At 33.7% G+C, this 18,826-nt stretch carries 22 protein-coding genes; 16 read left to right on the forward strand and 6 right to left on the reverse strand.

Annotated features, from left to right (window positions below):
* The 6 genes from J1905_RS18840 to J1905_RS23760 all read right to left on the reverse strand — a co-directional run.
* The coding region (locus tag J1905_RS18840) for a hypothetical protein (RefSeq protein ID WP_214228778.1) at positions 1–638 on the reverse strand (638 nt) is incomplete at its 3' end.
* 111 nt (positions 639–749) lie between these two features.
* The gene (locus tag J1905_RS18845) at positions 750–995 is read right to left on the reverse strand and encodes a hypothetical protein (RefSeq protein ID WP_214228779.1); all 246 of its coding nucleotides are present in this window, start codon (positions 993–995) and stop codon (positions 750–752) included.
* A 178-nt stretch (positions 996–1,173) separates the two neighbouring features.
* Positions 1,174–2,514 carry a beta-barrel domain-containing protein gene (locus J1905_RS18850; RefSeq protein WP_214228780.1) on the reverse strand — a complete coding sequence of 447 codons (1,341 nt, stop codon included), beginning with the start codon at positions 2,512–2,514 and terminating at the stop codon, positions 1,174–1,176.
* 10 nt (positions 2,515–2,524) lie between these two features.
* Positions 2,525–4,711 (reverse strand): peptidase domain-containing ABC transporter, encoded by a 2,187-nt coding sequence (locus tag J1905_RS18855; protein WP_214228781.1) that lies wholly within the window; start codon positions 4,709–4,711, stop codon positions 2,525–2,527.
* An 866-nt stretch (positions 4,712–5,577) separates the two neighbouring features.
* A complete protein-coding gene (locus J1905_RS18860) occupies positions 5,578–5,925 on the reverse strand; it encodes a hypothetical protein (protein ID WP_214228782.1) in 348 nt (115 codons plus the stop codon).
* 588 nt (positions 5,926–6,513) lie between these two features.
* Positions 6,514–6,648 (reverse strand): hypothetical protein, encoded by a 135-nt coding sequence (locus J1905_RS23760; RefSeq protein WP_284445131.1) that lies wholly within the window; start codon positions 6,646–6,648, stop codon positions 6,514–6,516.
* Between the two features lie 483 nt (positions 6,649–7,131).
* On the opposite strand from J1905_RS23760, the gene J1905_RS18865 reads away from it, so the two are divergent.
* From J1905_RS18865 to J1905_RS18940, 16 genes are all read left to right on the forward strand, one after another.
* Complete coding sequence (locus J1905_RS18865) at positions 7,132–7,449, forward strand: hypothetical protein (protein WP_214228783.1); 318 nt, start codon at positions 7,132–7,134, stop codon at positions 7,447–7,449.
* Positions 7,450–7,542: 93 nt separating this feature from the next.
* Positions 7,543–7,752 (forward strand): hypothetical protein, encoded by a 210-nt coding sequence (locus tag J1905_RS18870; protein WP_214228784.1) that lies wholly within the window; start codon positions 7,543–7,545, stop codon positions 7,750–7,752.
* Between the two features lie 148 nt (positions 7,753–7,900).
* Positions 7,901–8,206 (forward strand): hypothetical protein, encoded by a 306-nt coding sequence (locus J1905_RS18875; protein ID WP_214228785.1) that lies wholly within the window; start codon positions 7,901–7,903, stop codon positions 8,204–8,206.
* 318 nt (positions 8,207–8,524) lie between these two features.
* Positions 8,525–8,716, forward strand: a complete 192-nt coding sequence (locus J1905_RS23855) for a DUF3885 domain-containing protein (RefSeq protein ID WP_502928746.1) — start codon at positions 8,525–8,527, stop codon at positions 8,714–8,716.
* Between the two features lie 142 nt (positions 8,717–8,858).
* Entirely contained in the window at positions 8,859–9,194 is a 336-nt protein-coding gene (locus J1905_RS18885) for a hypothetical protein (protein WP_214228787.1), read from the forward strand.
* Positions 9,195–9,504: 310 nt separating this feature from the next.
* Entirely contained in the window at positions 9,505–10,020 is a 516-nt protein-coding gene (locus J1905_RS18890; RefSeq protein WP_214228788.1) for a hypothetical protein, read from the forward strand.
* A gap of 327 nt (positions 10,021–10,347) precedes the next feature.
* The gene (locus J1905_RS18895) at positions 10,348–10,635 is read left to right on the forward strand and encodes a hypothetical protein (RefSeq protein ID WP_214228789.1); all 288 of its coding nucleotides are present in this window, start codon (positions 10,348–10,350) and stop codon (positions 10,633–10,635) included.
* Between the two features lie 1,961 nt (positions 10,636–12,596).
* Positions 12,597–13,070 (forward strand): hypothetical protein, encoded by a 474-nt coding sequence (locus J1905_RS18900; protein ID WP_214228790.1) that lies wholly within the window; start codon positions 12,597–12,599, stop codon positions 13,068–13,070.
* Positions 13,071–13,190: 120 nt separating this feature from the next.
* The gene (locus tag J1905_RS18905) at positions 13,191–13,517 is read left to right on the forward strand and encodes a hypothetical protein (RefSeq protein WP_214228791.1); all 327 of its coding nucleotides are present in this window, start codon (positions 13,191–13,193) and stop codon (positions 13,515–13,517) included.
* A gap of 441 nt (positions 13,518–13,958) precedes the next feature.
* Complete coding sequence (locus J1905_RS18910; protein ID WP_214228792.1) at positions 13,959–14,324, forward strand: hypothetical protein; 366 nt, start codon at positions 13,959–13,961, stop codon at positions 14,322–14,324.
* A 411-nt stretch (positions 14,325–14,735) separates the two neighbouring features.
* The gene (locus J1905_RS18915) at positions 14,736–15,683 is read left to right on the forward strand and encodes a fibronectin type III domain-containing protein (RefSeq protein WP_214228793.1); all 948 of its coding nucleotides are present in this window, start codon (positions 14,736–14,738) and stop codon (positions 15,681–15,683) included.
* Positions 15,684–15,687: 4 nt separating this feature from the next.
* Entirely contained in the window at positions 15,688–16,191 is a 504-nt protein-coding gene (locus J1905_RS18920) for a hypothetical protein (protein WP_214228794.1), read from the forward strand.
* Positions 16,188–16,778, forward strand: a complete 591-nt coding sequence (locus tag J1905_RS18925; protein ID WP_214228795.1) for a toxin-antitoxin system YwqK family antitoxin — start codon at positions 16,188–16,190, stop codon at positions 16,776–16,778. The genes J1905_RS18920 and J1905_RS18925 overlap by 4 nt, the downstream gene beginning before the upstream one ends.
* Positions 16,778–18,013: a hypothetical protein gene (locus J1905_RS18930; protein WP_214228796.1), complete on the forward strand. Its 1,236-nt coding sequence runs from the start codon at positions 16,778–16,780 to the stop codon at positions 18,011–18,013. Before J1905_RS18925 ends, J1905_RS18930 begins: the two co-directional genes overlap by 1 nt.
* Positions 18,001–18,366 (forward strand): hypothetical protein, encoded by a 366-nt coding sequence (locus J1905_RS18935; RefSeq protein WP_214228797.1) that lies wholly within the window; start codon positions 18,001–18,003, stop codon positions 18,364–18,366. The genes J1905_RS18930 and J1905_RS18935 overlap by 13 nt, the downstream gene beginning before the upstream one ends.
* Positions 18,353–18,826 carry a hypothetical protein gene (locus J1905_RS18940; protein WP_214228798.1) on the forward strand — a complete coding sequence of 158 codons (474 nt, stop codon included), beginning with the start codon at positions 18,353–18,355 and terminating at the stop codon, positions 18,824–18,826. The genes J1905_RS18935 and J1905_RS18940 overlap by 14 nt, the downstream gene beginning before the upstream one ends.

Here is an 18,826-nt window from a genome sequence, read left to right on the forward strand (position 1 = left end):
CTGTATTCACTTAAGATAAGTAGTTTATCCTGATTGAATTTGTATCTGTCTGCTTCCAATAGGTAATCTTTAGGGATGGTGTCTTCGGATAGATCTTGTAAGAGGGAATAAATTAAGCTCACGTATCTGAAGTTTATTATGTTTTGAGCAAAAAGCATTGTTTGCGGATCAAGAGGGTTTTTAGATACATAGGCTTTAATGAGGTTTTGTTGATGAGCTTTCCATTTACTTAATGTATCTGTATATTCTTTTAATTCTTTGAATTGGAAGAGTTTAGGGGCACTTAGAGTAGCATTTGATACCAAAACAAATAGGTTATACCTTGAGGCTGTTTTTCCGGTAAATGTCAATTCCGGTATCCCATTGTTTTTATTGATATGAAACTTTAATGAATCTCCAGGTTGAAAGTAAAGTTTCCAGATCTTGTATTTTGCTCTAAAAGTTAGAATTTCGGGGGCTTTCAGATTGAAATTAATATCAAAATGAGCGCCCTTACCATATACAGTTGTTAATTCCTCTTGTGGTCCAATCGGATAAAACTTATACGACCTTAGTATTGAAATTTCGTCCACACTACTATCGCTGCAAAATCCGGATAATTTAACGTTATTTTGTGCTTTTGCAGTAAAAGTGCACATTAGTACAATTAAAATAAGAGCCTTTTTCAAGAACAACATAAGCTTAATTTAAGATGACATTTTACGTCAAAGAGCCTTAAGGCTCTTTGACGTAAAAAAATGGATAATTTATCATGGACATGTACATGTACCATGATTACCTGATCCGCATTGTGCCGTCTGCTGACCTGAATCACATGTGGGTACTGGAGTAGCAACATCATGTCCCGGACATTTATTAAAGCACTTATAACCACTACCACTACCACTGCCACTGGTAGGGCTGCCACCGCCGCCACCCAATACATTTTTCAATTGACTTCTGGTTAAGACTTCACCTTTCTGAAAGGCCAGATCTTTTAAGGTTAATTTTTTCATTTTTTTTGTATAAAATTTGGTGATTTAAATTTCGTAACCCTACCACGCCGGGTTACTTCAGGCTGCATGTTTTTATAACTTTCATGCTTGTTATTGGAGCTGCTCCGTTGCAACCGGCAACACCTTTTTGTACAAAGAGTTAAATTCGATTCGACTCGGTTGAGTTTGGTAATTTAAGTTATTGTCCTACCGAAGTTGATTTAATCGTATTGTAATATATTCTGTCAAACAATCGCATATTTTTGGTTATTATTAACGCCTGTCCACTTAAGCCATTTCTATATGGTATTTCTAGATTGTTATTAGTTTTCAGTCCTTTACTTAATTTAACTGTTGCTAAAAAACCGCTATCTGTAGCAATATTTGACACATAATTAATAGTTCCGTCAAGAAATCCGAATTCCTGATAGGGAAATGCATCTAGCCTCAATTGTACATTTAAACCGGTATCAATCTTGCCAAAGTTTGTTTGAGATAACTTGATTTCAACATATTCGGTGCCTTTATCTGGATTTACATATCCGATAATACTGCCGTTTTGCAGAAATTGATTTTCCTGTAGGGCACCATTTAAGTTGGTAATTCCATTTGTGGGTGATTGAATGATATATTCCTTTTTCCATTCATCTACAGCACTTTTTAAAGATTGAAGGGACTGGTAGAAAATAACGTTTTGTTGTGCCTCATCATGAACAAGCTGGTCTATTTCCTTTTGTTTGTCACGTTTCTGATTTGAACTAGAAAGTAAAGAGGCGTCCATTTCAGGGATCAGACTTTGTTTATTCAGGAATTTACTATTTTCTTCTCTATATTCTGCTTTTGTTATAATTCCTTTGTCTAATAAACCTTTGTTGATGCTGAAATTTTCAGCAGCTAAATCAAGATCTTTTAAAATTAATTCTTGTTTCTTAACAATGGTTGTTCTAAGGCTATCCTGATAAGCCATATCAGATTTTAAGGAATTAATTTTCTTTTCGTAGAAACCATTTTTAGAATAATCTACAAATATTTGCCATGTTGCAATAAACATCTGATATTTTTGTTGTAGCTCACCAAGATTTTGAAACGACAAGTTGAAAAATTGCGCCGTTTCATTTTCCTTACCCATTTCCATTAATTTTACCGCCTTTGTAAGGCGGTCAGAAAGTTGGATCACCTCTTCATGATTGGCTGTACTTTCCATAAAACCAATTACCTCATTCTCTCTGATTGAAATATTATTCTTCACCAGTAGTTTTACAAGTCTTCCTTGATGTCTTGAGATTATTGCTTTTGGGGCATTTGCTGAAGTAAGTTTAAACTTCGCAGTAATAAAATCGGGATATTTTACAATCCAGGTTCCAGAAAAAAGTAGTAGAATAATTCCCAAAAAGATAAAAAGGGCATTTCTTTCAAGCCAGTCTGGTTTGTTTGAGAGGATTTCTTGTGCCATTTCTGATCTTCTGTTGATCTTGGTTGACAAGGTTTTGCTTAATAGAAATTCCTTTTCGTCTGAAACATCTTCTAAATCTTCGTTCATATAACTAGTTTTAATTGCCTAATTCTAACTGATTTTTAACCAATTCATAGTAACCGCCTTTAAGTGATGTTAAGTATTGGTGAGAGCCTTCTTCAAGAATTTTCCCCTCTTTTAAAACAACAATTTTATCAGCATCTTTTACGGTACTTAGCCTATGTGCTACTACAACAACAGTTTTTCCTTCATAAAATTCTTTCAGATTCTCCACAATTGTTTTTTCATTATTTGCATCCAAAGAATTGGTAGCTTCATCAAAAAAAAGATAGTGAGGGTTTTTGTACACAACTCTTGCAATAAGCATTCTTTGGCGCTGCCCTTGACTTATTCCTACTCCATCTGCTCCTAAATGTGTATTAAAGCCATTAGGGAGTGTTTCAATGAATGATAATATATTCGCTACATGGCAGCTATGCATTAGCTTGTCTATATCTATATGTTGATCTCCAACTGCAATATTTTTTGCTATGCTGTCATTGAATACAAAGCCGTCCTGTAAAACGGCACCACACTGCCTTCTCCAAAATGAAGGGCTATAATGCTTAAAGTTGCTTTCTCCTACCTTGATGTCTCCCTGATATTGATCGTATATTTTTAAAAGAAGTTTTAAAAGCGTTGTTTTTCCACTACCGCTGACGCCTACAATAGCTGTAATTTTACCCTCAGGGATTTCCAGGTTAATGTTTTTTAAAACAGGGTCGTTTCCAGCTCCGGGATAACTAAAAGATACATTATCAAATGTTATAGTTTTTTTTGGAGGAAGATAACTCAACATAGTCTGATCGAGTGGCTCTTCATCATCTAATTCGTAAATTTCGTTCAGACGCTCCATACTTATTTTTGCATCCTGATAGCTTTGTGATAATCCAATAAACTCTGAAACAGGTCCGCTCAATTGCCCAATGATATATTGAACAGCCAACATAGCTCCGAATGTAAGTTGGCCTTGAACTACCATTTGAGCAACCATGAAAGTAATTACAATGTTTTTCCCTTGGTTGATTAGTAAAGCGCCAGAAGATTGCCACTGTGAATAATTTAATCCTTTTAACCCTAGTTTAAATACTCCCACTTGTATATTTTCCCACTCCCAGCGTTTTAGATGTTCAGCATTATTCAGACGTATTTCTTGCATTCCCTGCACCAGTTGGAGGGTGGCATTATTTTCTTTAGCCGAAATATTGAAAGTTTCATAGTTTAGTTTTCTGCGAATTCGAAGAAATAGTTGGATCCACCCAAAATAAAGGAGGTTACCTATCGTGAATACAATAAATAGCTGAAAATTATAACTAATAAGGATAACAGTATACACGAAAAAATTTAAAATGGAGAATAAGGTGCCAAAAGCCTGCCCTGTTAAGAAGGATTGAACAGTATGATTATCTCCAATACGCTGTAATACATCTCCTGTTTGATGGGTATCATAAAACGACACAGGAAGTCTGGTCAGTTTAATCCAAAAATCGGATAATATTGCTAGACTAATTCTATTAGAAATCTTTACTTGTAATCTAGATCGTATAAATCCAATAACAGTGGTACTCAAAGTTAGCATTAGCTGTGCTATAAGAACTAGAGTGATATATTGCATATTCCGGGTGTTTATCCCAGTATCGACCATCGTCTGCGTTAAGAAAGGAAAAATTAGCTGCAAGAAAAAAGTAACAACTAATGAAATAAACACTTGCGATAGCTTTCCTCTGCTTTGATAGAGGTATTTAGATACAAAACTCCAGGTTAATTTGTGCTCCTTCTCACCTTCTAATTTATAGAACTCAGGAGCAGGTTCTAAAAGCAATACTGTCCCTACATAGCCATTGGTTTCATTTTTATCAGCTCCCCAATAATTGAGAAAATTTTCTTTATCATAAGTCATTATGCCTCTTGCTGGATCAGCAATCTTCACCTTTTTTTTATCAATAGAATTTAAGACTACAAAATGATTCTGATCCCAGTGTAATATCGCGGGGAGTGGTACAATTAGAAGCTTTTCGTAATTAATCTGTGCACCTCTTGTTCTAAATCCAAGCTTTTCTGCAGTTTCACTTATTCCTAAAAGCGAAACCCCCTGTTTACTGAAACCTGCCTTAGTTCGAATAGTATCCGCATTATAATGCTTGCCATAAAATTTGGCAACCATTCTGAGGCAGGTGGGACCACAGTCCATTGCATTTAATTGTCTATAGAAAGGGAACGGCATATTCGTTTAGATTAGCGTCAATTGATATGTACTATAATTAAAATGGTGATGGCAATCTTATGTTATCCTAAGTTTTTAGGTCAACGTCAATTGCGTAGTTCTTTAGCTGCAAATAATTCCAGGATTGAAATTGCAGAACCGTCAATCAGCACTTGATAAATAAAAGTACGCGAGAAGTTTAAAGTATTTTGAAAGCATTATTTGGTTAGAGTTAAATGATTAATTCAATTTAATAGCATTTTTCTGTAAAATCAATTGGTTTTTCTTTTTTTACCAAAAAAAAAAGCCTTTGTTCTTGTAAAAGAGGTTTTAACAGATAAGAGGTCACTTTATTAAGATCTTAATTATTGTAACAATTTTGTTGTTAATGTTTTTTCCTATTTTCTTTATTAAGAATTCTATTTCTTATCCCTGCTTTATTTTACAGTTTTGATGATTACTTATACATATTCTAATTTTGATCTGTACATCCTGATCTATAGATAATTTCACTAGTCATCTAATCATGAAAGCTATAGCCTTAAAAATCAAAACATTGGGGGCTATGTTTTATTTTTCTCATGCTTCCTGTTCAAAAAATGAGAACGACCATTAAAAAGAAGAAGTTGAAGACAAAATAGATACGACCAAACTTCCGGGTATGTGGAAATTGACTACTCATATCGTTGGCGGGAGAGACATAATTCATAATTGGCAGCTATACGATAAATACTGGTCAGACCAAAATGGTTACCGCCATTGGGGAAATAACCGAGGAATGGGATGTGTTAATGTTAACTATCACTACGCTTGTAATAGAACAGGTCTCAAAAAACGAAAGGATATCATTTGTAAGGCGATGATTATCTCATCAAAATCTTGAAAAATTATTTCTTCTTAACTTCTGTTATTTTAATTTTCTTGTATGCCCTATAAGTTGTTGCATTACCACATATAAAGTCCTCATTTAATAGCGCATAATTAATAAATACATGTATTTTGTCGTGTTCAAACTCCTTAGGTAAATTAACTGCCGAATAGTAGTTGTCATTTACTTTTATTATCCAGCCACATTGCTCTGTTTCTATCGGGCCCCCATCTAAAATTACAGCTTCAGTAAATTTACCGTTTGTTTGCTTTTTACAAGATGTTCCTATTAACAATGGTAATAGAAGAATTAATAAAGATATTTTTTTAATAAAATATTGTTCTTGTTTGTACCCTGATAGTAACATCTTTTATTGGTAAATTGAGGATGTGCGTTATGATTAAGTTTTGATTACTTAATAGTAAAGATAATAATTTACAAACGCAATTTTCTTGATTTTTTTCTTTCTTATAGGCTATTTGCATTGTATGTTAGGAATAATGTAGTTCTTATCTCTTATGATTTTTAAAGTTTTTTTACCATATTCTGTATTTGGTGTTCGGCCATTACCGTAAGTGCTCAGGTGGGTGTAACTCCTTCCGATACTTCAAATGCACAGATGAATGTACGACGTTCGGAAGCGCAATATTGTGCAGCATTTAACGCTGGCTTGAAAAGATACCTTAAAACTTTCTATAATGAGTTTCAAACGTGTTCTGACAAATCAAGATAGCAATTGTTTATTTTTATAGGAATAAAACAAGGGACGAGATAGATCGATTTATTAGGGAACATAATGACTTATTAGAGCCTCAAAGCTTTTAGTTAAATTGAAGAGTATTTGTTGTAAAAAGTGGGGATGTTAATTTATTAGTTATATGAAAATGATAGCCTGGTTTATTTTACAAGGTGTCTTTACAATTAGTATATTTACACTGTATGTAGCTAATAGTGGTTACAGCGGAGGTGAGGTTGGAATGGCACCCACCGCGGTTATTTTTGCCGTATTTATACAACTCTTATTTTCAGTTGCTTTTTTTCTATTGTTAAAGAAATTCCTAACAGGAAGTAAACGCATGGTCTTTTTCATATTCAATATGTTGTTTTATGAGTTAGCCTATCTTTTTTTTTCCAACAATATGCCAATACTTAAAATTTCTGAAACTGGGCTTATAGGCTTTTTTAATAAAGGATATTCTTTATCATCAGTTCTTTCAGGTTTATTTATTATGATTGTTTTTTTTGTCGTTAATTTATGGAGGGACAGGCATAATGCAAATAAGATCTCATAATAAATTGCTCGGGTGCAACTTCCGTTTACTTATCTGCTAGGAAAGTGAATAATTATACGGAGATTCTTAAAAAGATGATTGCGATATTCATCAGGTAATACACTGATTTCCTTAATACGGTTTTTTTTTATGAAAAGAAATTTCTTATTAATAATTGGTGTGTTATGTTTATTTCTATCTTGTAAATCCGAAAATAAAAGGCATGAAGATTTTTTTATGGAGAATTTTACTTCCTTAGACTCTATAAGAACCTATGTTGAGGGAGAAATAAAAAAGAAAAAATGGATGGCAATCAGGTTGTTTTATTGTTTACCTCTGAGCCACAATATAGCAAGCATAAAAATCTCATTTTTGATCATAATTTAGTCTTGAGAATGAATAGGTTAAAGATCAGACAGATTAGATGTGTTACGGAAATGAAAGATGCCTGCGGAATATTTGACGTTATTTATTTTCAATTAATGGCAAATGGAAATCAGGAAAATAAAGTAGTATATTACGTTTATGATAGGTGTGATAAGTTTAAGAACTTTGAAAATCACAAAATTTATCAGAAGAGGATGCTCAAAAATTGGGGGTTATTGATCGATCCAACTTAAGAATTCTAATTAATATGGATATTAATAATCTCAAAAAATACATTTCTAATGAAAAAAATTAAGATCCAAATTCAAAATTGCAGCAATGATTGTATGTCAATAACGAAGGAGCCCGAGGCCATAGAGGGATTTATTAATGAACGCGATATAATTGAAGTTGAAACGAATGAAGAAGAAGATAACATTTTAATTAATGTTGGTAAGAATGATGATGGAACAATTTATATCCAAATATGGGATGCTCGCAACACCTGCTACACCATATATCATAAAGGCAAAAATATGTTTGAAGAGTATTTGTAGTTAAAAGTGGGGTTGTTAATGGCCATAGCGTTAATTCAGTGATAGAGGTTCTAAGTACACCTACAATTGGTCCGCAGATGTTCAATAAGATTTGCAGAGAACTATAAATTGGAAGGAGTCAAAAAGTTTCTAAAATCGGTAATTAACAATGAAAAATTACCAAAACGATATTTTAGAAAAAGTGAGAAATAGTTATATAATTGGCTTTTACATTATCTGCTTGATTCTATTATATTCATCATGTTCCTTTCGCCTGCCAGCTATCAAAGGTAAATTGAAATATCTAACTTTCGTAGCTGACAGATTTAATAAGGATAAAGGTCATATTGAATTGCTGAATGCAGAGAAAATCGCATTGGATTCCTCGGAATTATTTCTACCGCAAGATGATCGAGAATTAATAGGACGTCTAAATTATACGAAAAATGATCGGATAGCAATTATGGAAGAGTAGATCGTTGATGAAAAAATTCCATTTACAATTGAAGTTGAGGCATTGTATGCAATAAGTAGCATGTTACTAGATTACAGCGTCAGTATCAGCCCAGCATTAATTAATACGAAGACTGGGCAGTACAGCAATGGAAATGAAAAGGAAATGCAAGAGATTTTTAGCATTTATAAGAAGTGGTTCCATAAAATGGAGGAAAACAAATTCAACCAGCTCACATGGCCCTTGTCCGGTTCGAAGTTTAAGTGGCTTGGCCGTGAAGAAGTCAAAATTGAAGTACGATCTTCCCTATAGCAGATAGATCCTCTTATAGTAAGCCCAATTGTTACTTCAATAATTAATTATGAAATGGCTGAAGAACCATCTGCAAATATAACATGTTATTTTGTTGATTTCGATAGGTCTATAATAGTAAATATTTATGATGATAGAGGGATGGATGTTTATTCTCCTAATAAGGCGATTATTGAGGGACTTTTAAATAGATTTTCTAAATTAGGGATTATTTATTGATCGAACTTAAGAATTTTAATTATTAAGCATTGGCCTTATGACTCAATCCTTTTAGATATCTCTATCCTGACAGGTCCTATATATATTAGATTGAGGTTATGTGTCTTTATGATTGGTTTGACGGCAAATTTAACGGAGATGTATGGGATCCGCATATGAAATAAGGATTAACTGCGATGAGCAGGGGAAAAAGAATATTGAAGGTGTTTTGGGATTATCGAGTGATGATTCGACAAGTGGATGGTGTTTGTCAATTGAAGAGGACTCTCCTCAATTTTTAGATGCTTTGACCATTTTCGCTAATTTAATATCAAGTAATTTACAGAAGTTATATAAAATTGGAATTAAAATAGATACGATAAGCTTTTGGTATTTGTATGAGTATGAAGGACAATGTAACATGGAATTCTGTCCTGATACCACAAAGAAAATTGGGGAGCTTGGAATCGTTTTATGTATCAGTTGCTGGGAAAAATAAATGCTTAAATGAAGTTATTATCAAAGGATTCATTTGGGTGGACTAGTGTTGCTGTTGTTTGTAGTGCACTTTATTTATAAAACTACAGTAATAACTATGGAAAATTATAATAAACAAATAATTCCTTAAAAGTACAAAGCTCCATTTTCTAGGGTTTTGTACTTTCAATTACCTAAAGGTAATTTCTTTTCTTCCTTGACTAAGAGATTACAATTCAACATTTAGATTCAATGTAAATACGTACGTAAGTGCAGGACAGGCCCCTGTTGGAGCGCCATTTATGTTTTGGAAGTATAAACAAAAATAATTAATGAGTAACCTAAATATTGTTTATCATAATAATGGAGAGATTTCCATTAAGGATATAGGACACAAATTGGATATTAGTGAAAGTAAATGGGATGCTTTGATCGACCTGATTCTTGAAAAGCATTCCCATGTTTTTTTTTATGGCGTTAGGTTGGATTATTTTAATGATGATTTGATGGAGACAATTCAATACGCTTCAGATGATTTTTTAATGAATAGGAATGATAACTTTCAGCTAATTTTGTTTAAGGTAAAAGAAGCAAACGTAAGACTTAGTAGAGGGCTGATTGGAAAGATTTGGGGATACTATGAATCTCCAAGTTTAATATTTCTAAAAGATAAATCAAATCAAGATAGTATTGTTAGCGCATTGAAAGCTAGTAGGTTCTATGATTCTCTACTTAATAGTGTTAATGGGATATGTATGCTATACCAGAGCTTTGAAGAAGATGTCTTATGGATAAAAACCAATGATATTAATGTTGAAACTGAAATAGTGAAAAAAATAAGTTTTTAGGCTATGCTTCTTAAGGTTACAATTATGGAATAAAAAATGAACAAAAATATTTTTTGGATAAAAGCTATATTTTTAATTGGCGTAACAGTATTATGCATCTGGTATTTGACTTTTGCTTTTATTCTGCAGTTTTATACAGTAACACCAGGTTCAGATAGGTTAATGCACTATTTTATGATAATACTTCATCTACTAGTGATTCTCATTTGTATTTTATATATGATCGAGAAGATAGTTAATTGGAAAAAGAAATATATCACTAAAAACTAGAGCGTAAATAAATGTGACAGATCCGCTGGCTGAGAAAGTAACGGTAAAAGACTAAGTATGAGAAAAACAATTATTTACATCCTTGCAATAGTACTCAACATTGGGGTTTATGTTCTTTTCTCCATAATTGATGTGTTTGTGGATTTTTTAGTTTTTGGAGAGGGAGCTAGCAGCGGGAAATATTCGTTTTGGATATCACTTTGCTTCCTGCTTTTACAGCTATTAATATTGTTGTTTATGTACAAAAAGAAAGTACTCGTAAAAGATATAACCTTGTTAATTTTAAATGTACTGATTGTAGTTTGTCTATTCTTGTATTTCGTGGTATATCTTTCCAGTACTTAATTTGTCTGCTTATGAGTATGCCTATATGGGCAAAAGACATTGGTAATGGAGAAGATTAATACTGGAGATGATTGGTCAGTTGTTAAAGAAAGAATTACACAGGACCAATAATGGGGCTACCTTCTTACAGAATACCCAACATACCTATAAGGAATGTGGTTGGCTCAAATAGATCTCAATATGATAAGGAATAGATTTTTGATTATTATGGTCGCGCTATTTTTCGTTAGTTGTTCCGGAGACAGCCCCTACTACTTTTACTCACCGGATAAGAGCCAATGTTTTACCATAAAAACAAATAAGCACATAAGGTACATAATAAATGGATATCATAAATCTATCCCTAAAACTAATTTTGTAAAATTGGACCTTAGTAAGGTTGACCGAGGGGCGGGCGATCAAATTGTGGGACGTTGGAATAGAAATGGGTTCAATTGGGTAATTGTTATGGATAAAGTCGTTGTCTTAGAGAATACACTAGACTCAAGTAAATTTCAATTTTTGAGTCAATTTCCACTCGATGATCAGGGTATTCCTACCTTGAAAGATTATATATGTAAAGATTGTTTTAGCATCTCATTAGAATATGGAAATTTGACTAGGATAGAAGGTTCTTTAGTAAATTGAAAAAGTCAATATTTATCCGATTAATTATATATGTAATTATTGTACTAATATATAGAGTAATATATTTAATAACCGCATTCTTAAAAGGTTTTGGTTCTACTTCTAATAACTTTCGAGAAGATATCGATACTGAGCAATATAATTATTTGACAATAAATATGCCCAATTTTGACTTATGCTTCTTCGCTTTCGAACCATATGACCATGAATTGGTGTATGTCAAGAAAGCAAACCAGTTAATATGGGCTGGGAAAATATGGGAGAAATAATATACTTACATCTATAAAGCAAGCGAGTAATGCCTTGTCCCTACCATTATAGTTAATACAATGTTCAAAATCAGTTTTTTAAACTGTGCTTGTAACCTTCTGGAATAGACATTATGAATTGGAATTTTTTAATATATCTTTATATGGATTAGGTGCTCAAAATTGGTTCTTGAGTTGTAGCTAAACCTTCTTGAAATGAGTTTAGAGGCTGTTTTTTAACGAAATCGACTGATCAGCTTGGGGAGGAGTAAGCCCTTGGTGGCGGTTTGGCTGAAGTGAACTCAATTACTACCGGAGATAAGACGATTACATTTAATAGTACGGGATTGAGTTCGAAAACTTCACTAGACGGAAAGTCAAACTAAAGTGACGGAGGAAAACTCTATAACATTTGCTGCAAAGTTTATAACAGGGACTGAGGTTTCTCTTAAATGGTAATTAATGATTGGAATAATTTCATCCTTTTGTAAAAGTATTTTTAATGGCGCAGTTAAGCGGTTTAGGTCTGAAGAATTATTCTTTGGATTATCAACAGTCTTTACTATCATAATAGATTATGGTTCACCCATGCCCGCAATTTTTGTAATTTGCTTACTTGCCTTTTATTATCTCTTTTTTGGCTGGTTCATGTTTACGGTGCCAAATGAAAAACATGTTCTATTTTCAGTTATTTCTGGGATAGTTTACTCAGTTTGTTTGTTGAGCATGGCTATACTAATTGCTGGAGGATTCTATGAGTCTTTCTTTTATTCTTTACAAGCAATTTTGATAAGCCTATTTTTCTTGGTTCTAAAAGGCAAGAAGAATTGGGGAGTGTATAAGCAAAATCATTTTGTAAGAATTGGAATTGTGTTGTTTTTAAACTTGTTTATTTACTTATTTAAATGAGTTGTAATTGTTTTTTATAAAACGAAAAACACAGGAAGTCATAATCGGCAAACGTAAGGAAATTGATGAAATATATACCATCTACAGAAGATGGTTAGGCGTAAATTTGGTTTGGAGGAAATGAGGATTCAAATAAGTATCTTAAGAAATCAATCCAATAATTGATTCGATATAAGAATGAAAGAAAAAATAGTTAGTAGTGGGTTTGTTCGATTGGGGCAATTGATATTGTTACTTTTTCTTTTACCATTTCTCTTGTTATTTACTTTTCTTTTATTGAGAAAACCTTCGTTTGATGGTATTATAATTTTGGTGCCAATTCTTGCTAGTTGTTTGTTGATATTTAAAATGGGATTCTCTTACGCTGATATATACTCAAGAGGAGATTTGTTAGTTATGAAGAAGATTTTTGTAACGATAGTTAGAAGTAAGAAAGATCTTGAAAAGGTTCAAAAAGGATTACTTCCTTTTTCATACTATTTAGTGTTTAAAGATCAAACAAAAGTGTACTTTCAATATATAACTTTAAACTTCTTTGATAATTTGGGGAATGCTTGTGCCGTTAAAATATTCGATTCTATAAAAGCAGAATTTTCTGAAGTTGATAAATTAATTGAACCTTTGTCGGAAGCTAAAGTTCCCTTTAAATGAGTCTAGTGACTGTTTTTGGCGAAATACTCACCGGCTGACGACAAAAGCAAAATGCATATTATGAGTCGATTTTCTGGGCCTTATGAAATGGCGCTTTACGAATTTTTAAAAGACTAGCAGATGAAAACTCAACTATTAATAATACTAATTGTCCTTGCACAATTGAGTTGTGAAGCACAAAATGATAGAAATGGTGATATCAACAGAATTAATGGAACTTACAAATCAAAAACATCAAGTGAAAAACTAGAGTTAAAATCTGATGGTTCTTATACTTTATATAATCCTATTGGTAGCGGGCACTTCGAAATTGAGCAATGCAACTATTCATCTAAAGGCAAATGGTGTTCTGTAGATACTAATCTGATAGAATTAACTAGTGAAAATTATTACCAACGTCAGGACGGATTCCATTATTTCCAAATGATTTTCATCCGGTCAAACTAGGGATATATTTTAATAATGAAGTAGATAAGAAGTTATTTACAGATAGTACATTCATTAAAATACTTAAGTCAAAATATCTATTGCGAAAAACCTCAAATTCCGTTAATCGAAATCATATTACATTTTCCCTAAACGCAAATGTTTCAGGAACTACATTATATAAAAGCAGAATATTATTTGAGATCTTCGAAGAAGATATCGATACTGAGCAATATAATTATTTGACAATAAATATGCCCAATTTTGACTTATGCTTTTTTGCTTTCGAGCCATATGACCATGAATTGGTGTATGTCAAGAAAGCAAATCAGTTGATATGGGGTGGGAAAATATGGGAGAAATAATACACTTATATTTTATGCCATTAGGTTTGGGCGGTGTGCTTAAGGATATGCTAAACAAGGAAATTGTTAGCGACGTTAAAACTTTTAGAATTGCAAAATGATCAATAAAAATGTTATCTGGCTTTTCCTTGTCTTGATTTTTTTATCTTGTAACAAAGGGAGGGATTCTAATGATTTAAGAGAAATGCTGAATAGCAATAATGTCGAAAAAATAATTGAGGCATCAAATTATATTAATAAAAATAAAGATACTAGTTTGGTCGCTGATTTATTGAAGAACTCTTTTGATCCGAGAATTAGTCACGATATCAGGTATTATGGGATGTCAGTATTTAAAGTGAAAATGAGTGTAATGAAAGACTTGACAGCATTTAGTCCTCCAAGAAAAATCACGTATAAACCCGATTCTGTAATAATCAAATTTTATTATGATATTTCAAAAAAAAGAGGATGGATTGAATAAGACTAAAATCTTATATAACTCGTCGCACTACGCCTTGTAAACATTTTTCAGTATCAGACAAAACGACAAGTAAATTCAGGCCGGGACATACAGCTAGATGTTATTATCTTTCCGTTATCCGAAACCAATTTTCTTCTAGTTTCCAATTGTGCTCAGGTGTACTTTCGATGAGTTCTTGATAATATTTTTTTGTTTCCGCATCATTTGTATAGATGAAGTATCTCTGTGGAGACTCAAAAAAGCCACGAGAAATCCAAAATTTTATTGTTTTTGTTCGGCTGTTATTATTCCGTTAAGAACGCCTTAGACCTGCAATCACCGGATTACAAATAAAAGCCGGCCGTCGTAGCTTTTTTTGAAGGGAAAGGTAATAAGCTTAAAATAGCTAAAGTTTATTATATTTATTGCACCATGATAATTCATAAAAACATCACTAAAGCCCTTTTGGGGCTCGTCTTGCTCTCAACAGGATGTAAAGAATTCATTGAACCTTCTATTGAGAAGAAGAATACAGTTTTGCTTGCTCCGTCAAACGGAACGGAAACTAATGTGTACAGTCAGACTTTCTGGTGGGAAGAATTGGACAATGCATTGCAATATAGACTGCAGGTGGTCATGCCCGATTTTAACAACACCTCAAGATTAATACTTGATACCATAATTACAGCCAGTAAGTTCAGTTATACGCTCGAACCGGGGAATTATGAGTGGCGTGTAAGAGCAGAAAATGGCAGTAGTCAAACTCCATACAGTAAAGCTGCTTTTATCATAAATCCAAGCTCAATTGAGCAGCAACAGGTACAACTGCAATCGCCGGCTAATAATTTTGTAACAAACCAAAGCAATGCTGTTTTTAAATGGCTGAAATTATTTGGTGCAGACAAATACCAGTTACAGATAGATACCTCTAATTTTGAGGATGAAACGATATTGTTTTTTAATAAATCGACTCCCAATCAGGAGTTTAATGTAACCCTTACCCGCGACAAAGTTTATCGATGGAGAGTGAAGGCTGTAAATGCAACGGTGGAATCTAAATGGTCGGTTATTCAAAATTTAACTTTAGATAAAACGCCTCCAGGAGTTGTTTTCCTTACTTCACCAACAAATGAACAGGTGGTTACCAAGAATGTATCTATGAAATGGGAAGCATTGGCAGAGGCAAAGAAATATCAGCTTTACATCTTTAAAAGTGACGGTACATCATCATATGGTTCTTTTCCAATTATCATAACCACCTCGACTTATAGCTTTACTGAAGGTAAAAGTGGGGAGAAGTTGTTCTGGCAGGTTAGGGCAATAGATGAGGCGGGTAATTTTGGTGCATTCAGTGAACTGAGAAGTTTTTTAATTCAGTAGAGTAATGCAACCCGTAAAAAACAAGAAGCTTACCTATCTGCTCATTTGTGCAGTGGCTGCGGTATGGGGCATTATCATTTACAAGGTTTTATTTAATGAAACCGAAACCGATTATGAACCAAAATTCAAGGCTGTTAAAGAAGCACCTGAACCTTTTGACCAATATCTTGCCAAAGATGACACATTTAAGCTGGTGCTCAATTACAGAGATCCATTCCTGGGCGGTGTAAGCGTCGTAACGGAGAATAAAAATACTGGAGCTGCTGTGCCCGTACAGGCTAATTTTAATCAACCACCACCTCCTCCTCCTATAGATTGGAACGTGATTAAGTATTCGGGATACATTGTTAATCCAGCCACAAAGAAACTTGTGGCAATATTGGTGATCAATGGCAAAGAACAAATGATTTCCGAAGGACAGAGCTTTGAAGGGGTAAAACTACTTCAAAATAGAAAAGATTCCATATTGGTAAGCTGGCAAGGCAAAAAGAAATACATCAAGCAATGAAGAAATTAAATAAACGCAACTCACTATTAATTGTAATATTTACCCTTACGGCCAATATGGTTATGGGTCAATATTCTACAAAGGATTTTCTCTCGCATAAAATAATTGTTAACCACGATAATTATACCATAGTAGCATATGTTAAGCCTACGAATCAGATTTATGTAGAATCGGATCGGCTCTATTATTGGTTTTCTACTAATTCAATTAAATCTACCCAAGGTGGTTATAGTGGTAAGTTATTAAACGGTGGTTATCAAGAGTTTTTTCACAATAAAAATTTAAAAGAATTAGGCGCATTTCGTGCTGGTTTAAAGTCGGGTAAGTGGAAATTCTGGGATGAAACAGGTAAACTAAAAGAAGAATGTTATTGGGACTCTGGAAAAAGGAATGGCACTTATTCAAAATATGACTCACTAGGAAGGCTATCTGAAAAGGGAAAATACCGCAATGACCTGTTGAATGGCAAACAAACTCGATTGATAGGAGATTCTACTAACATAGTATATTACAAAAAGGGAAAGATCACTCCAAAGCCCCATATTCTTCCAAAATTTATAACAAACATTTTTTCAAAAAGCAAATAATGATTAAAGCTGCTGCGCTTTATATTGTTATTATTGTTTCCCTGCTCATCGCAGTGATCTCAGCCTCTTTATTAACGATTGCTTTTTTTTATCGACTTGAGATTCAAAAGAAAATCAGAATGGATAAGTTAATGACGAATCTCGAGTCGGGTACTGCTATTTTGCTTTCTGAAGGTTTTAAGAAGTATGACGAAGAGCTAACCTTAGACTTATATGTAGACCAAAAGGACAGCTTGGTTTTAAGTAAGACTAGGTGGGGCATCTTTGACCTTCAGCTTTTAAAGGCATTTGAATTAAAGGATACTTTAAAGCGCTCCTTTCTTAGTGGAGGCATTTTTACAGATCAAAGTGCTATTTATCTGGCCGATGAAGACAGACCATTATCTGTCAGTGGGAACACTCAAATCACTGGAAATGGCGAATTGCCTAAGGCAGGACTAAAGCAAGCCTACGTAGACGGAAAACCGTACGAGGGCAAGGAATTAATTAAGGGTACAATTAAAGAAAGTGGAAGAGAGCTCCCTACATTGAATACTGAGCTTCTTGATAAAATAACAACTTATTTAAAGCCGACAGGAGGATTGCTGTTTGAGGCCAAAGATTCTATTGTTAATTCCTTTTTCAATAAACCGCTCGTTTATAAATTGCGTTCCGACCAACAGTATATTGATGATGTTAAAATCCGGGGAAATGTGATTTTGCTCTCTGATACCACCATTAATATTGGAGCAACTGTCGATTTGGAAGATGTGCAGATTTATGCCAGGGCAATTGTCGTGGAATCGGGTTTTAAAGGCAATTGCCAACTTTTCGCAACAGATTCCATTGTTATTGGAAAGGATTGTAACTTCCTTTATCCTTCTTTTGCAGGAGTATTTAAACCAGATAGTTCTAAAATTCAGGCGAGGATAAAAATAGATTCAGCGACTCATTTTTCAGGAATACTGCTGGGATACGAGGCAAAGCGTAGCGACTTGCAAACCATGATTTCTCTAGGTAAAAATACCCTTGTCAACGGAGAAGTATATGCCGGTTATATCAAAATAGAACGTACTGTAAATGTTCAAGGAAAAGTATCAGCCAATAGGTTTATTATGCAAACGCCGACAACACTTTATGAAAATTACCTGATCGACATTACCTTGAACCGTAAATTGTTAAGTAAATATTACCTGAGTTCTCCTATATTTAAGCGAGACAAGTGGGATCAAAAAATCCTGAAATGGCTAAATTAACAACTGGTAAAGTAAAGGCATCTACCTTGCTTGAGGTAATTGTAGCTATGGTGGTCATTATGGTTGTATTTGTTATTGCAACTGGTATTTATACCAATGTAATTAAGTCTTCACCATCCATAAAACAACAACAGGCCAGAGCCTTAGCTTCAGGTCTAATTGAGCAAAGTAAACTAGAACATGACTGGGCAGGAAAAATTCTGCTTGTAGATAGCATTACGTTACAAAAGGAAGTGGTTCCATATCAGGATTATTCTGATTTGTTGTTGATCACGGTAACAGCCAAAGAGCGGGGAAGAGAAATTGGCAGAGTGAAACAAATTGTTAACCGCGTTGAGGATGAACATGAATAAGAAGCTACCTGCCTTTACATTAATGGAAGTAACCATTGCGATGCTGATTGCTGCCATTGCGATTGCAATCACATTTACCACCTATCGGATTGTAAGTGGCGCTTATTTTAATTTCAGCAAAAAGCAGGAAGTGGTTGCAACCCTGACTACAATGGATAAATTGCTGAAGAAGGATTTTCTCAATGCTAAAAGTATTGTTAAAACCGCAGATGGGGTTTTTCTTGAACTGGATAAGGGGATTGTTATCTATAGTTTTAAAGATAGTTATGTGCTAAGGGATCAGTTTTCTTTACGAATAGATACCTTTAAGCTTAAGGTTAATGAGCTTGATTTTTCATTTGAAAAGGACGTAGTTGAAGAAGGCAAAGAAGTAGATCAATTGAATTTTAAAACACAATTGGAGGGTGATTTCATTCCCCTACAGTACCAGAAAATATATAGCGCTCAAGATTTATTTTAG

The organism is Pedobacter sp. B4-66 (assembly GCF_018492665.1).
GTDB lineage: Bacteria > Bacteroidota > Bacteroidia > Sphingobacteriales > Sphingobacteriaceae > Pedobacter.

Excerpts from the sequence above, each read along its gene's own strand:
- J1905_RS18845 (WP_214228779.1), bottom strand. The coding sequence starts at position 995 with ATGAAAAAATTAACCTTAAAAGATCTGGCCTTTCAGAAAGGTGAAGTC.
- J1905_RS18850 (WP_214228780.1), bottom strand. The coding sequence starts at position 2,514 with ATGAACGAAGATTTAGAAGATGTTTCAGACGAAAAGGAATTTCTATTA.
- J1905_RS18855 (WP_214228781.1), bottom strand. The coding sequence starts at position 4,711 with ATGCCGTTCCCTTTCTATAGACAATTAAATGCAATGGACTGTGGTCCC.
- J1905_RS18860 (WP_214228782.1), bottom strand. The coding sequence starts at position 5,925 with ATGTTACTATCAGGGTACAAACAAGAACAATATTTTATTAAAAAAATA.
- J1905_RS23760 (WP_284445131.1), bottom strand. The coding sequence starts at position 6,648 with ATGAAAAAGACCATGCGTTTACTTCCTGTTAGGAATTTCTTTAACAAT.
- J1905_RS18865 (WP_214228783.1), top strand. The coding sequence starts at position 7,132 with ATGGATGGCAATCAGGTTGTTTTATTGTTTACCTCTGAGCCACAATAT.
- J1905_RS18870 (WP_214228784.1), top strand. The coding sequence starts at position 7,543 with ATGTCAATAACGAAGGAGCCCGAGGCCATAGAGGGATTTATTAATGAA.
- J1905_RS18875 (WP_214228785.1), top strand. The coding sequence starts at position 7,901 with ATGAAAAATTACCAAAACGATATTTTAGAAAAAGTGAGAAATAGTTAT.
- J1905_RS18885 (WP_214228787.1), top strand. The coding sequence starts at position 8,859 with ATGGGATCCGCATATGAAATAAGGATTAACTGCGATGAGCAGGGGAAA.
- J1905_RS18890 (WP_214228788.1), top strand. The coding sequence starts at position 9,505 with ATGAGTAACCTAAATATTGTTTATCATAATAATGGAGAGATTTCCATT.
- J1905_RS18895 (WP_214228789.1), top strand. The coding sequence starts at position 10,348 with ATGAGAAAAACAATTATTTACATCCTTGCAATAGTACTCAACATTGGG.
- J1905_RS18900 (WP_214228790.1), top strand. The coding sequence starts at position 12,597 with ATGAAAGAAAAAATAGTTAGTAGTGGGTTTGTTCGATTGGGGCAATTG.
- J1905_RS18905 (WP_214228791.1), top strand. The coding sequence starts at position 13,191 with ATGAAAACTCAACTATTAATAATACTAATTGTCCTTGCACAATTGAGT.
- J1905_RS18910 (WP_214228792.1), top strand. The coding sequence starts at position 13,959 with ATGATCAATAAAAATGTTATCTGGCTTTTCCTTGTCTTGATTTTTTTA.
- J1905_RS18915 (WP_214228793.1), top strand. The coding sequence starts at position 14,736 with ATGATAATTCATAAAAACATCACTAAAGCCCTTTTGGGGCTCGTCTTG.
- J1905_RS18920 (WP_214228794.1), top strand. The coding sequence starts at position 15,688 with ATGCAACCCGTAAAAAACAAGAAGCTTACCTATCTGCTCATTTGTGCA.
- J1905_RS18925 (WP_214228795.1), top strand. The coding sequence starts at position 16,188 with ATGAAGAAATTAAATAAACGCAACTCACTATTAATTGTAATATTTACC.
- J1905_RS18930 (WP_214228796.1), top strand. The coding sequence starts at position 16,778 with ATGATTAAAGCTGCTGCGCTTTATATTGTTATTATTGTTTCCCTGCTC.
- J1905_RS18935 (WP_214228797.1), top strand. The coding sequence starts at position 18,001 with ATGGCTAAATTAACAACTGGTAAAGTAAAGGCATCTACCTTGCTTGAG.
- J1905_RS18940 (WP_214228798.1), top strand. The coding sequence starts at position 18,353 with ATGAACATGAATAAGAAGCTACCTGCCTTTACATTAATGGAAGTAACC.